Source organism: Burkholderia sp. LAS2, from assembly GCF_018417615.1.
Lineage (GTDB): Bacteria > Pseudomonadota > Gammaproteobacteria > Burkholderiales > Burkholderiaceae > Burkholderia > Burkholderia sola.
Window position 1 is genome coordinate 933,150 of record NZ_CP071054.1, and the last position, 13,236, is coordinate 946,385.

Here is a 13,236-nt window from a genome sequence, read left to right on the forward strand (position 1 = left end):
ACTACTTCAGCGCCAGGCCGATGCGGGTCGTGACGTACGCCCTGAGCAGCGCGAACATCGGGTTGTAGTCGAAGTACCGCTTCACCTCCGCCGGCGCGCTGGTCTGCGTCCAGTGCAGCAGCTTCATCGCCGGCAGCAGGCTGTACTTCGAGTTGTTGAGCTGCGGTTTGGCGCCGGTGATGCAGTATCCGAAGCCGAACATCGGCTTCGCGAATTCACGTTCGTCGATGAGGGCGTGAATCCGCGCCGCGGCCTCCCCGGCCGGCTTCAGCCCCGCGCTCACGGCCTCGACCTCGGCTTTGGCGTCGTTGAACAACTGGTAGTACCCCTCCATGTCCGCGCACAGGTACCCGAGGTACGGGGGATCGTCGTCGAGATGATCGAGGGCGCGCTCGTCGCGCGACGCGCGGAACCTCGCGTGCGCCTGCACGAGCCGGAACTGCCCGAGGATCGTGCCGACCGCCCACAGCCGGTGGAACGCGTCCCACAGGCGGAAGTCCGAGAACGCCGTGTAGCAGCAGCTGACGAAGTCGTCGTTGTGGTCCAGCAGCTTCTGCTGCAGGCGCTCGATGTACTCGAAGCGTTCGGGGGAGAAGTCGTCGTCGCGCAGCGCCTTGATCAGGCGTGCCGCGAGCGCGTGGATGGTCACCGCGGTGTTCTCGAGTCCGCGGGAGAACAGCGGATCGATGAACCCGTTCGCGTGCAGCATCAGGCAGTAGCGGTCGCCGACGCACGCGCGCGACGAGAACTGCAGGCGGTCGGTCTTGACCCAGTCGCGCACCGGCACGGCATCCCGGAACTGCGCCGCGATGCTAGGGAACCGCGCGAGGAATTCGTCGAATTCCTGCTGCGCGGGGATGTCCGTTTTCGGGTAGACGCGCGGGTCGAGCTGCAGGCCGACGCTCACCAGGTTGTTGGTCGATCGCGGGTGGTTGTTGAACGGGATCACCCAGAGCCAGCCGCCCTCGAACATGTGGTGCAAGGTCCCCTCGTGCCAGCGCCAGCGCTGCCCCTTTACCTTGAAGATGTCGTCGAACGGCTTGACCCCGAGCATGTGCGTGTAGAGGCTGCGCGAGTGCGTCTTGAAACGGCACGGCTCTTCGCGCAGCCCGAACTTGGTCGCGAGCGGCGCGCGCGGCCCGCCGCAGTCGATCATGTAGCGGCCGGTGAAGCGTTCGCCCTGGGCGGTGGCCACCGCGACGCCGTCCTGGTCGGCGTGGTATTCGGTCACGCTCGTCTTCTGGCGAACCGTGCAGCCGTACTTGATGGCGGCTTGCAACAGGTACGCGTCGACGTCCTGCCGGTAATAGTGGCTCTCGGGCCCCCATGGCAGCTCGGGAATCACGCACTGCGTGAACTCCTTCGGGTCGTGCTCCTCGCCGGGCTTGTGGAACACGAAGCCGAAGTTGCGCTTGATGCCCGTGCTCGACGCGACGTAACGCTGCGTCGCATAGAACGACGTGATGTGGTCGAGCTCCGGAATGCCGTAGCGATCGGCGATGATGCGGTTCATCAGCGACGTCTCGGGGATCGACGATTCGCCGATCGTGAAGCGCGGATGCGACGATTCCTCGATGATCAACACGCGAAACCGTTGCTTGGCCAGGATGGCCCCCATCTGGGTGCCCGACATGCCCGAGCCGAGAATGATCACGTCGTAGTGGTTGCTGTCGCGCCCGTTCGCGGGGCTCTGCTGAGTCATGGGGCAAACTCTCCTGGTGAGATGGAACACATGGCCGCCGCCCGCGTCGCGCCGTCAGCGCGCGTCGAGCGCGGCGCGAACGCGTGACCGTGCCGCGCGCGTGAGCGTGAGCAGATCGCCGAGCATGCTCGGTGCGTACCCGCCGCTGCCGATCGTGGGGCCGCTTCGCCCGACTTCGTATGCACGCTCGGCCAATTTGCCGTGCGGCGCGCGAAAGCGCAGCAGGACCTCGAATACGCGGTCGAGGGCCGCCAACCCGACCTCGACCGGCTCGCCGCGCGCACGGGCCGCTTGCGCTTCGCCGAGCACGCGGTCGACGAGCGCCGGCCGCCCGGCGAACCGCGCGTAGACCGCCCTGAACGCGGGAAGCACGTAGGGCAGGTACGTCTCCTTGAATTCCCGATAACCCTGGTGGTCCGATTGCGCGCCCCACAGCACGTGCTCCAACACGAAGAGGGGCATTTCCACGGCACCGGGGCCGAGGTAGCTTTGGCCGTCGACTCGAATCGGTTCGTAGTACGGACGAAGCTCGTCGTAGAACACCTGCACCGAGATGAAGCGATACGCATAGACGATCGAGTCGACCATTTTTTGCAGATAGTCCGCCAGCGCGTCGCACCCTTGCGCGAACGCGGGCGAACGCAGCGGCACGTCGGTCAGCTCGACGGTCAACGCGATGGCCGCCTCGAGCGCGGCCATCGAGATGCGCACGCTCTCGAGCAGGTGCGCTTCGTCGCGCAGCCCCGTGTAGCTGCGCTGCGCGTCGGCCGCCGCGGGGTTCCAGACCGTCACGTGCAACAGCGTCTCGCGCGGCGGCAGGCCGGTCGCGCGCGCCAGGTCGAGCAACACCGGCTCGAGCCCGGGCACCGCGTCCACGGGCTCGTGTCCGTGCCGCTTGAGCGATCCCAGAAAGAACCCGATGTCCCGCATCGCGGCGGCGGCTTCGACGAAGCCCCAGCCCGAGGGCATGCCGCGCGCCGGGAGGAACTCGCGCAACAGCCCGACGATGCCCGGCACATCCTGTCGACGGTTCAGGCCCGGCAGCCGCAGGACGAGCGCGCGCGCCTGCAGCGGGTCGCAGGCCGCCACGGCAGCGTGCGTGGCCGCGATCGCGCGTACCCGGTCCGGGGCGCGGTCCACTACAGGATCTCCGGCGTCGCGAGCGTCGGCCCGGGCTGGCTGCGGGACAGTCCCGCATCGCCCGCGCGCAGCGAGCGCAGGTAATCGTAGTTCGTCGGCAGGGTCGCTCGCAGACGCTCCGCCTCGCGCCGGATCCGCGCGAACATCGCGTCGGCCTTGTCGATCGACTCCGGCCGGTGCCGCAAGAGCGGCAGCGACTGGTCGGGCAGCAGTCCCAGGCCGGCAAAAATGCAGTAGTAGTTTCCGTTCAACCAGAAGTTCTTGAATTCGTAATCGAAGGTGTCGTAGTACGTGGAATCGTCGAACGACGTGGTGGTCAGCGGCAGCCCCGCCTTGTAGCGTTCGACCTTCTCCTTGATCGCGTCCGACAGCCGCAGGTCGTGCCGGTTCGCGCGCCAGAACGCGGTGTCGTCGCGCGACGTGGTGAAATAGTGCGCCTGCACGAAATCCCGGCAGTCATCGAACATGTAGACGATTTCGGCGTTGAATGCGTCGGCCAACCGCGGGTCGAACGACGTATCGGGGAAGTGCTTCACGAGCTGGTAAAGCGCCGCGTAGATGAAGTAGATGCCCGTCGATTCCAGCGGCTCCAGAAAGCACGACGACAGCCCGATCGCGACGCAGTTGTTGACCCACGCGCGCCGGTTGCGCCCGACCCGGAACTTGATCTGGTTGAGCGGCTGCTTGTCCGAGAGCCCCCAAAGGTCGAGGAAGTCGGCGGTGGCCTGATCGCGCGACGTGAACTTGCTCGAGAACACATAGCCGCTGCCGAACCGGCCGAGCATCGGGATCTTCCAGGTCCACCCCGAGTTCATCGCGATCGCCGACGTGTACGGCTCGATCCCGTCGCGCGCGTCGTCGGCGGGCACGGCGCTGGCGACCGCGCTGTCGCACAGCAGGTGGTCTGACATGTCGATGAAGGGCTCCTTCAGCGCCTGGTTGATCAGGAGCCCGCGCATGCCGGAGCAGTCGATGAACAGGTCCGCTTCCAGCGTGCGCCCTTCCTTGGTGGACAGGCTGGCGATGTAGCCGCGATCGTTCAGGTGAACCTGCTCGACCTCGTCGACCACGCGCTTCACCCCGCGTTCGGTGGCCCAGCGCTTCAGGAAGTCGGCCACCAGGTGCGCATCGAAGTGCCACGCGTGGGACATCTGGCGGGTGCCGTCGGCCAGGCACGGCGCCAGCTTCGCGTCGAGCGCCTCGGTCTGCGGATAGCACGCGTACGCCATCGGCTGCTGGAAGCCCTGTTCGCGCTTGCGCAGCCAGTAGTGGGTCAGCGGCACGCCGTCGCAGTTCGGCACGTTGCCGAACAAATGGTAGAAGTGATCGCCGCGCGAACCATCGGGCGACTTCCGCCAGTTCACGAACCTGATCGCGGATTTGAACGCGCCGTTCACCTGGGGCATCCACTCCCGCTCCGGTATCCCGAGGAAGTCGAAGAACACCTTCTGCAAACTCGGGATGGTCGCCTCGCCCACGCCGATCCGGGGGATCGCCGCGGATTCGACGAGCGTGATGTTCGCGTGGTGCTGGAGCGCCCGGACGAGGTACGACGCGGACATCCAGCCCGCCGTGCCGCCGCCCACGATGACGATATTCTTGATCGGATTACTCATGAACGCTTCCCATGGGATTTGAAACCTGAATGGATAGTGCCGCCTTGTCGAATTGAACCAGCCACTCGTCCGGTAACGCGTAATGACGCGCCCGGTCCATCACGACAAATGACACCGAAAAGGCGTAGTGAATCGCAGCGAAGTCAGGCGACAACGCGAAGCCTCCATCGCACGCGGAGGCGCACCGCGTAATGGATTCTGCTTCGACAAATTGAATTTACGATACGGTGATTGCCATTAGTGCATTTACAAATTAAGTTTACCTAATTGTTTCCGGGATCGTCGTACCGCGCGCTTGACTGTCCGACACACAATAGCAGCGTTCATGATGGCACATCTCGAAAAATTTCATATCAATCCCCGGCTTTTCAGAGAAATTCTAAATACCTGAAAATATCGACCAAATACCTCACAACGACCGATTCAATTTTTTCGAAACAACAAAATTAATTTTTTCATTTTGCGCGCATGACTCGAGAATCATTTCTTCAAAAAATATGCGAAATGAAAGACGTAATTCACATGAAAGAAACAAATAATTCACCACTTCAAATATAAAGCTTCCGACCTTTTCGCATTTCGACGATCGTGATCTCGACCCAAAAATAATCCGACTCGTCGGCAGAGAAATTCGTCATCATGTGCCCGGGCGGACACGAAGGCCATGCGATGAAAACGGGCAAGTTCACGGAAGCGCAGATCGAACGGTCTGTGCATGAAGGTCAACCGCTATTTCAGCGGCGCGCCGCTTCGGCCGGACGCGAACCGCGACACTGACGAATCGAGGAGGCCGCGTGCCCATCCAGGAAGCGTTGCTGAAAATGTCGATGTACGTCTCGCTGGTGCTGATCGTGCCGGGGCCGACCAATACGCTGCTGCTGTCGTCCGGGTTGAAGGTCGGCCTGCGCGGCACGTGGCCGCTGGTCGTCGCGGAGGCGCTCGGCTATGCGATCGCGATTGCCGTATGGGGATTCTTTCTGTCCACGTTCGCTGCCGGCCGGCCCTGGCTGTATGACGTGGTCAAGCTCGCGAGTTCCGTCTACATCTTTTTCCTCGCGCTCAGGATGTGGACGCATAGCCGCGTGCTGCAGGACGTATCGGTCGCGCCGGTGCGCTTTCGCGACGTGTTCGTCGCGACGATGATGAACCCGAAGGCGCTGCTGTTCTCGAGCACGCTGTTTCCGCTGGAGGCGTTCAGGTCCGCACACTATTTCGCGTGGGCGCTCGTCGTATTTCTGGTCGTGCTCGCGCCGATCGGGGTGGGCTGGTCGTCGCTCGGCGGGCTGCTCACGTCGCAACGCGCGTGGGCCGCCCGTACGTCGACGCTGCTGCGCGGCGCGTCGCTCGTGCTGTTGATGTTCTCCGGCACGCTCGTGTACTCGGTCGTGAACCGCTGATCGACGCGGCGCTTCGCGGCGAAAACGCATTTCGCTCCGCAAGCGAGTTATTCAAGCGCTTGCTTGCCGCGTATTTAGGTTGTCACTATCCACCGCGTTGCGAAGACCGGCGTCGACTCTTTCGCGATACCGTTGTAGCGCTGGCCGTCGCGGCCGTGCGTTGTTCGAGAGCCGTTCAATTCCCCCCGGCGGTGGTCGGCACTCGCACGTTCAGTCCCGGCAGGTCCGCGAAATCCGCCACGTTCAGCGTCATCAGTGCGTAGCCGTGCTCGATCGCCTGCGCCGCGATCCATAGATCGTTGTAGCGCGGGCGCGGCGAGCGGCCGGCCTGCTTGACCGCGGCGGCCAGCACGCCGAACGCGGCCGCGGTGTGGCGCGTGACCTCGAGCACGGGGCGCAGCTCGAGCTGACGCAGATGGGCTCCCCGCCGCGCCCGCTCGGCGGCATCGGCACAGGACTGCACGCCGAACGCCAGTTCGCCCAGCGAGATCGTCGAGATGAACACGGGCGCGTCGCCGGCGGTATCGATCACGGCGCGCGCGTCGACGGTGCCGCCGGCGAGACCGACCCAGACGCAGCTGTCGATGATCACGCCCACGGGTCACGCACTCCGTCGTCGAAGCCGGCGCGGCTGTCGCGCAACCAGCGGGCCGCATCGTCGGCGCCGAGGCTCTGCGGCAGGCCCTCGAGCGCCTGCACGGCGTTCATGACGGGGTCGGCGGGCACCAGGCGCGCGATCACGGTCTGATTGCGCTCGACCACGACGGTCTCGCGGCGCTGGGCGACTTGATCGAGGATCTGGCGGGTGTGACGCGCCAGCTCGGTGGCGGTAATGGTGGGCATGGTGGCCTCCTCGGAGCAACGAATACGTATTATACGTATTTTACGCATTCGAACACAGATCGGGGCTTCGCCCCTGACGATGAAGTCGGTGACGCGCCGCGCGTTACGCTCGCCCGGGCGCGGCACCACGCGGTAGCAGTGGGAATCTCGGTAACCGCGGAATCCTGCCGCCCCCTAATCCTCTCCGCACCGCGGAGAGAATTCAGCCACCTTCCCGGCGAGGCTCTCGCCTCTCCCCGCGCTCGATCTGAGCGCTCGCAATTGTGCATCAGCACCGCCTGACGTGAAGCCGTCTCTCCGGCACGCATGGGGGAATTCCCACTCTCCCGCCAGCCCTAAAGTGACCATCCCAACATCATAGGATTGCATTTTCACAATCTATGTTATTTTATTATCACCTATCGCGACCCGCCGCCGCCCACGCGCGCGGTCGCACCCCATACCAAGGAAGAGACCCAGATGGAGACAATCGCCGTCATCGGCAGCAACATGGTCGACCTCGTGACCTACGTCGCGCGCATGCCCGCCCGGGGCGAAACGCTCGAGGCGCCGAACTTCGAGCTCGGCTGCGGCGGCAAGGGCGCGAACCAGGCCGTCGCGGCCGCACGCCTCGGCGCGCGCGTCGTGATGGTCACCAAGGTCGGCGACGACGTGTTCGCCGACAACACGATTCGCAACTTCGAGCGCGAAGGGATCGACACCACGCACGTGCGCAAGGTCGCCGGCGTGCCGAGCGGCGTCGCGCCGATCTTCGTCGAGCCCGATTCGAGCAACAGCATCCTGATCGTCAAGGGCGCGAACCGCCACCTGCGGCCGGCCGACGTCGACGCGGCCGCGCCGATGCTCGCCGAATGCGCGCTGATCGTGCTGCAGCTCGAGATCGAACTCGACACCGTCTATCACGCGATCGAATTCGGCGCGCGGCACGGCATTCCCGTGTTGCTGAACCCCGCGCCTGCCGTCGCCGATCTCGATTTCGAACGCATCCGTTCCGTCGAATTCTTCGTGCCGAACGAAACCGAGCTCGCGATCGTGTCGGGCATGCCGGTCGATTCGCGCGAGAGCGCTACGCGCGCCGCCCAAGCGCTGGTCGCACGCGGGCTCCAGCACGTGCTCGTCACGCTCGGCAGCAACGGTTCGCTGCTGGTGTCGCGCGACGGCGTGCACCACGTGCCGGGCGTCCCCGTCGACCCACGCGACACGACGGGCGCCGGCGACGCCTATATCGGCTGCTTCGCACGCTGCTACGCGGCGGCGCACGACGCGGTCGACGCGATGCGCTACGCGTCCGCGTACGCCGCGCATTCGGTCACGGGCCGCGGCACGCAGAAGTCGTACGCCGACGCCGCGACGTTCGAACGCTTCCTCCGCGACGCCGGCATCTGACCGGCGCCTTCATCGACGAGACATTGGGAAGGAGACACCCATGAGCCGAACCCGGATCGAACACACACCCGACGGCTATTACCTGAATCGCACGCCGCTTTTCGCGTTCACGCTGCTGTGCTGCCTGTTCGCGCTGTGGGGCACCGCCGCGAACCTGAACGACGTGCTGATCGCGCAGTTCAAGAAATCGTTCTTCCTGTCCGATTTCGAATCGGCGTTCGTGCAGTCCGCGTTCTATCTCGGCTACTTCTTCCTCGCGATTCCGGCCGCGACCGTCGTGAAGAAGTTCAGCTACAAGACGACGATCCTCGTCGGCCTGCTGCTCTACACGACCGGCTGCCTGCTGTTCTTCCCGGCCGCGTCGATGGCGAAGTACGGGATGTTCCTCGTCGCGCTGTTCGTGATCGCCGCCGGCCTGTCGTTTCTCGAAACGGCGTCGAACTCGTATTCGACGCTGATGGGCCCGCGCGACACCAGCACGCGGCGGCTGAACATCTCGCAGACGTTCTACCCGTTCGGCGCGATGGCCGGCGTCTACATGGGCAGCTTCCTGATCTTCAAGGAAGGCGATGCGTCGCATGCGCAACTCGCGGCGATGTCGGCCGCCGACGCGCATACGCACCAGCTCGCGATGATCCAGGCCACGCTCGAGCCGTACAAATGGCTGATCGTCGTGCTCGTCGCCGTGTTCATCGTGTTCGCGCTCACGCCGTATCCGGCCTGCAAGGGCAACGGCGCGAGTACAGTCACGCACCGGATCGACGCGCGCGGCACGCTCGCGCGGCTGTTCGGCAACCGGCGCTTCGTCGCGGGCGTCGTCGCGCAATTTCTGTATGTGGGCGCGCAGGTCGGCGTGTGGAGCTTCACGATCCGGCTCGCGATGCAGATCGGCGGCCTCACCGAGCGCGGCGCATCGCGCTACCTGCTCGCGACGTTCTTCGCGTTCTTCGTCGGCAAGCTGGTCGCGACGCTCGTGATGAAACGCGTCGGCCCGGCCAAGGTGCTGATCGTGTACGGCATCCTGTGCATCGCGCTGCTCGCGTACACGATCAGCGTGCACAACATCACCGCCGTGTATGCGGCCGTGTGCGTGAGCATCTTCCTCGGCCCGTGCTGGCCGACGATCTACGGGCTGACGATCGACGGCCTCGGCAAGGACACCGAATACGGCGGCTCGATCCTCGTGATGAGCATCGTCGGCGGCGCGGTCGTGCCGCTGATCCAGGGGCTGATCTCCGATCACACCGGCGGCAACATGCAGCTCGCGTTCGTCGTGCCGCTGCTGTGCTTCGTCGTGATCGTGTACTACGGCTTCTACTGCCTGCGTCACCTGCCGGCAGCGACGCCCGACGCTGCGACCGACGGTCATGCGTCCGCGCGCTACGCCGCGACGCGCAACACGTCGGGAGCCTGACCATGCGCGGCGAGATCGAACTGCGGCGCGACGACTTCCGCGAAGCGCCGCGCACGCTGTACCGCAGCGACAGCCTCACCGTCACCGCGTTCGCGTATCCGTCCGGCGTCGAGGCGCTGAAGCTCGAGAACCGCCGCGGTCATCTGGTCGTGCTGCCGTATCTCGGTCAGATGATCTGGGCCGCCGAATTCGACGGCCGCGACCTGACGATGAAGCACATGTTCCGGCAGCCGAAGCGCGCGGCGTCGATCATCGATACCTACGGCTGCTTCATGTTCCATAGCGGGTTGCTGCGCAACGGCTGCCCGGGGCCGGACGACACGCACGCGCTGCACGGCGAGATGCCCTGCGCGCCGATGGACCGCGCGAGCCTCGTCGTCGGCATGGACGCGCGCGGCGCGACGGTCGAAGTGACCGGCGAATACGAATACGTGCAAGGCTTCGGCAGCCACTACGTCGCGCGGCCGTCGGTGCGGCTGGCCGAGCACGAGGCGCGGATGACGATCGCGATGGACGTGACGAACCTCGGCGGCGCGCCGATGGACCTGATGTACATGGCCCACCTGAACTACGCATACGTGCCGGGCGGCCGCTTCGTGCAGTCGCTGCCGCGCGGCGGCATGCGGCTGCGCGACAGCGTGCCCGCGCACGTGAAGCCCACCGCCGCATGGCGCGACTACACGGCCATGCTCGCGCACGAACCGGCCCGGCTCGCGACGCTCGATGCGCCCGCGCTGTACGACCCCGAGATCGTGTTCTTCATGAACGACGCGGCAACGGACGCCGACGGCGTCGCGCATTTCCGGCTCGCGCATCCGGACGGCGGCGCGTTCCACACCGCGTATCGCCCCGCGCAATTCCCGCATGCGACGCGCTGGATCCTGCACAACGCGGATCAGCAGGTGGCCGCGTTCGCGTTGCCGTCGACCTGCGAGCCGGAGGGTTACGAAGCGGAACGCCGCAAGGGCCACGTCGCGGCGCTGGCGCCCGGCGCATCGCGCCGCTTCGAGGTGCTTACCGGCTACCTCAGCGCGGCGGAAGCGCGCGATGCGTGACGTGCCGAAAAGCGCGATGCACGGCGCCGCATCAGGTCACGAGCGCGATCCCGTGCTCGCGGATCGCCGTCTCGTAGCGGCGGCTCAGTTGCCCGTCGGAGATCACGTAGTTGAAATCGGTCAATTCGGCGAAATAGGCTGCGCGCACTTCGTCGAACTTCGTGTGGTCGACCAGCAGGAAGCGGTTCTGCGCGCGCGCCATCACCTTCTTCTTCGCATCGACTTCGTGGAAGTTGAAGCACGTGACGCCGCAGCGCTCGCTCACGCCGGCCGCCGAGATGAACGCCTTCGACACGCGTACCGAATCGAGAATGCCCGTTTCGGCGACCGATTCGAACACCATGTTCTGCCGGTGATACGCGCCGCCGCACAGGATCACGTTGCAATGCGGCTTCTGCTGCAACTTCGCGAACACGTTCAGCGAATTGCAGACCGCGGTGAATTCGAGGTCGTCGGCAATGAAGTCGACGATGAACGGCGTGGTCGACCCGCAGTCGACGAAGATCGTGTCGCCGGTCGTCACGAACTGCGCGGCCAGCTTGCCGATGCGGCGCTTTTCCTCGGTCTGCCGGTTGTTCTCGGCACTGATCAGATATTCGCCGATGTCGCTGCGCTGCGCGGCGAAATGGCGCGTCACGTAGCCGCCGATCAGGCTGAGGCCGTGCGGGTTGTCCGCGAGATCGCGGCGGATCGTCATTTCGGACACGCCGAACAGCTCGGCGACTTCCCTCAGATGAATCGCGTTCTGCCCTTGCAGCACGTTCATCAATGTCTTGATCCGTTCGCCCTTCTTTGTTTCCATGCCTGTATCCTGCGTGACCGCCGCGTGAGTCGCTCGTCGTGCCGGGCCCGCGGGCCCGGCCGGAATGTCGTATTTGTAACAAACCGATGTGAAAACATCAACTTTCCGTGTGCCCTTTCCGCACACGATCCGTGGAGCCCTGACACATGCCGCTTTCCAACGCCCAACTCGCCCAAACCATCGATCACACGCTGCTCGCGCCCGACGCGAGCGACGCGCAGATCCGCGAACTCTGCCGCCAGGCGGCCGAGCATCGCTTTTACTCGGTCTGCGTGAATTCGGCGAACGTGCCGCTCGCCGCGCGCGAGCTGGTCGATACCGGCGTGCTCGTCTGCGCCGTGGTCGGCTTCCCGCTCGGCGCGGGGCTGTCCGCCGCGAAGGCGTTCGAAGCCACCGCCGCGATCGCGGCGGGCGCCGGCGAGATCGACATGGTGATCAACATCGGCGCGCTGAAAAGCGGCCGCACCGACGACGTGAAGGCCGACATCGACGCCGTACATCGCGCTTGCGGCCCGGTGCCGCTCAAGGTGATCCTCGAAACGGGGCTGCTGACCGACGACGAGAAGGTGCGCGTGTGCGAGATGTGCCGCGATCTCGGCGTCGCGTTCGTGAAGACGTCGACCGGATTCGGCCACGGCGGCGCGACGCTGGCCGATGTCGCGCTGATGCGGCGTACGGTCGGGCCGACGCTCGGCGTGAAGGCGTCGGGCGGCGTGCGCGACCGCGCAGCCGCGCTCGCGATGCTCGAAGCCGGCGCGACGCGGCTCGGGACGAGTTCGGGGGTGGCGATCGTCAGCGATCAGGGCGGCGGCGGGTCGGGGTATTGACGCACGAAGCCCGGCCGTCGCCATGCGTCGCGCGAGCAGCACCGCGCGGGGTCGCCGGCGGATGTGCGCCCGCTCGGCTCAAGACACTTGCCGCGCATCTTCCCCGTATGCGACAACCCCGGCACAATGCCGCCCATGCGCCACGACAACGCCTTCGTCCATCCGTCCTCCGGCATCGCCGGCCGACTCGCCAACCGGATCGTCGCGAGCGGCCCGCTGCTGCGCGCACGTCGCGCGCTGCTGTCGCGGCTACCGTTCCTGCAGCTCGCAAGCGACGTCGAGCACGTCGTGTATTGCACGTGGGTCGTCGATGTCGCGGCCGTCGCGCACCTCGTGCCGCGCGGCGTCACGCTCGCGAGCCGCGGCGGCCGCACGCCGTTCACGACGCTCACCTACCGGCACCGGCATTTCGGCCCGCGTCTCGCCGGCCCGCTGCGGCGCGCGTTTCCGTCGCCGCTGCAAAGCAACTGGCGGCTCTACGTCGATGCGCTGCCGGGCGGCGCGCCGGCCGAGCGCACCGTGCTGTTCGTGAAGAACGTGTTCGATCACCCGCTCTATGCGCTCGGCAGCCGGCTGTTCAGCGACGCGCTGCCGTCGCATCTCGCGCGGCCCTTTACGCACGAGGCACACGACGGACGCTATGACACGCGGCTGGCTGGCAGCGGCGGCAGCGCGCCCGACTTCCGCTGCACGGCCGAAGCGTCGCACGACCGGACGTTGCCCGACGCATTCGCGCCGTTTTTCGACGACTGGCGCGCGGCCGTCGCCGCGCTGTCGCTGCAGCACGCGGCCGTCGCCCATGTCGAGGACTGCGACCGCCTCGCATATGCGTCGATCGACTTGCCGATCGACGTCGATGCGGTGCGGCCGCTGAAGACGGTCGGGCCCGCGGGCGGCGACTTCCTCGCCCGCATCGGCGCGACCGGCGAACCGCTGTGCTTCGTCGTGCCCGACGTCGCATTCCGCGTACTGTCCGAGCGGCTGCTGTAGCGCGATGTTCAAGCACGCGTTGCCGCGCAACCTGACGGTACTCGACGCGTAATCCCGCCGCACA

General features: G+C 65.8%; 12 protein-coding genes. 6 read left to right on the plus strand and 6 right to left on the minus strand.

Going from position 1 to position 13,236, the window contains the following annotated elements:
* Position 1: 1 nt before the first annotated feature.
* From prnC to JYG37_RS33345, 3 genes are read right to left on the minus strand one after another with little or no spacing between them, the layout of a single operon-like run.
* On the minus strand, positions 2 to 1,702 hold the full coding sequence (gene prnC / locus JYG37_RS33335; protein WP_124631901.1) for a monodechloroaminopyrrolnitrin halogenase PrnC: 1,701 nt from the start codon (positions 1,700 to 1,702) through the stop codon (positions 2 to 4).
* Between the two features lie 54 nt (positions 1,703 to 1,756).
* Positions 1,757 to 2,842, minus strand: a complete 1,086-nt coding sequence (gene prnB, locus JYG37_RS33340; RefSeq protein WP_124631902.1) for a monodechloroaminopyrrolnitrin synthase PrnB — start codon at positions 2,840 to 2,842, stop codon at positions 1,757 to 1,759.
* On the minus strand, positions 2,842 to 4,458 hold the full coding sequence (locus JYG37_RS33345; protein ID WP_213346774.1) for a tryptophan halogenase family protein: 1,617 nt from the start codon (positions 4,456 to 4,458) through the stop codon (positions 2,842 to 2,844). Before JYG37_RS33345 ends, prnB begins: the two co-directional genes overlap by 1 nt.
* Positions 4,459 to 5,252: 794 nt before the next feature.
* Here JYG37_RS33345 and JYG37_RS33350 point away from each other — a divergent pair.
* Positions 5,253 to 5,855: a LysE family translocator gene (locus tag JYG37_RS33350; RefSeq protein WP_050014206.1), complete on the plus strand. Its 603-nt coding sequence runs from the start codon at positions 5,253 to 5,255 to the stop codon at positions 5,853 to 5,855.
* A 175-nt stretch (positions 5,856 to 6,030) separates the two neighbouring features.
* Here JYG37_RS33350 and JYG37_RS33355 read toward each other — a convergent pair whose 3' ends face one another.
* On the minus strand, positions 6,031 to 6,453 hold the full coding sequence (locus tag JYG37_RS33355) for a type II toxin-antitoxin system VapC family toxin (protein WP_124557409.1): 423 nt from the start codon (positions 6,451 to 6,453) through the stop codon (positions 6,031 to 6,033).
* A complete protein-coding gene (locus tag JYG37_RS33360; protein ID WP_124595498.1) occupies positions 6,444 to 6,698 on the minus strand; it encodes a type II toxin-antitoxin system Phd/YefM family antitoxin in 255 nt (84 codons plus the stop codon). Before JYG37_RS33360 ends, JYG37_RS33355 begins: the two co-directional genes overlap by 10 nt.
* Positions 6,699 to 7,157: 459 nt before the next feature.
* Between JYG37_RS33360 and rbsK the strand changes: the two genes are divergently transcribed.
* The 3 genes from rbsK to JYG37_RS33375 are packed head-to-tail and all read left to right on the plus strand — an operon-like array spanning position 7,158 to position 10,553.
* A complete protein-coding gene (rbsK, locus tag JYG37_RS33365; protein WP_124631904.1) occupies positions 7,158 to 8,084 on the plus strand; it encodes a ribokinase in 927 nt (308 codons plus the stop codon).
* A gap of 40 nt (positions 8,085 to 8,124) precedes the next feature.
* Positions 8,125 to 9,498, plus strand: a complete 1,374-nt coding sequence (fucP, locus tag JYG37_RS33370) for an L-fucose:H+ symporter permease (protein ID WP_176016151.1) — start codon at positions 8,125 to 8,127, stop codon at positions 9,496 to 9,498.
* Positions 9,499 to 9,500: 2 nt separating this feature from the next.
* Positions 9,501 to 10,553, plus strand: coding sequence for an aldose 1-epimerase family protein (locus JYG37_RS33375; RefSeq protein WP_176016150.1), 1,053 nt, complete (start codon positions 9,501 to 9,503; stop codon positions 10,551 to 10,553).
* Positions 10,554 to 10,584: 31 nt separating this feature from the next.
* Here the strand turns inward: JYG37_RS33375 and deoR are convergent, their stop codons facing one another.
* The gene (gene deoR / locus JYG37_RS33380) at positions 10,585 to 11,355 is read right to left on the minus strand and encodes a DNA-binding transcriptional repressor DeoR (protein ID WP_124557405.1); all 771 of its coding nucleotides are present in this window, start codon (positions 11,353 to 11,355) and stop codon (positions 10,585 to 10,587) included.
* A gap of 146 nt (positions 11,356 to 11,501) precedes the next feature.
* Here deoR and deoC point away from each other — a divergent pair, with 146 nt between their 5' ends.
* Both deoC and JYG37_RS33390 read left to right on the plus strand, forming a co-directional pair.
* On the plus strand, positions 11,502 to 12,182 hold the full coding sequence (gene deoC / locus JYG37_RS33385; RefSeq protein ID WP_124631907.1) for a deoxyribose-phosphate aldolase: 681 nt from the start codon (positions 11,502 to 11,504) through the stop codon (positions 12,180 to 12,182).
* Between the two features lie 126 nt (positions 12,183 to 12,308).
* Positions 12,309 to 13,172 carry a DUF2071 domain-containing protein gene (locus tag JYG37_RS33390; RefSeq protein ID WP_124631908.1) on the plus strand — a complete coding sequence of 288 codons (864 nt, stop codon included), beginning with the start codon at positions 12,309 to 12,311 and terminating at the stop codon, positions 13,170 to 13,172.
* The last annotated feature ends 64 nt before the right edge of the window (positions 13,173 to 13,236 follow it).

Coding starts and splice junctions, on each gene's coding strand:
- rbsK (WP_124631904.1), top strand. CDS start 7,158: ATGGAGACAATCGCCGTCATCGGCAGCAACATGGTCGACCTCGTGACC.
- deoC (WP_124631907.1), top strand. CDS start 11,502: ATGCCGCTTTCCAACGCCCAACTCGCCCAAACCATCGATCACACGCTG.
- prnC (WP_124631901.1), bottom strand. CDS start 1,702: ATGACTCAGCAGAGCCCCGCGAACGGGCGCGACAGCAACCACTACGAC.
- JYG37_RS33345 (WP_213346774.1), bottom strand. CDS start 4,458: ATGAGTAATCCGATCAAGAATATCGTCATCGTGGGCGGCGGCACGGCG.
- JYG37_RS33360 (WP_124595498.1), bottom strand. CDS start 6,698: ATGCCCACCATTACCGCCACCGAGCTGGCGCGTCACACCCGCCAGATC.
- JYG37_RS33390 (WP_124631908.1), top strand. CDS start 12,309: ATGCCGCCCATGCGCCACGACAACGCCTTCGTCCATCCGTCCTCCGGC.
- fucP (WP_176016151.1), top strand. CDS start 8,125: ATGAGCCGAACCCGGATCGAACACACACCCGACGGCTATTACCTGAAT.
- deoR (WP_124557405.1), bottom strand. CDS start 11,355: ATGGAAACAAAGAAGGGCGAACGGATCAAGACATTGATGAACGTGCTG.
- JYG37_RS33375 (WP_176016150.1), top strand. CDS start 9,501: ATGCGCGGCGAGATCGAACTGCGGCGCGACGACTTCCGCGAAGCGCCG.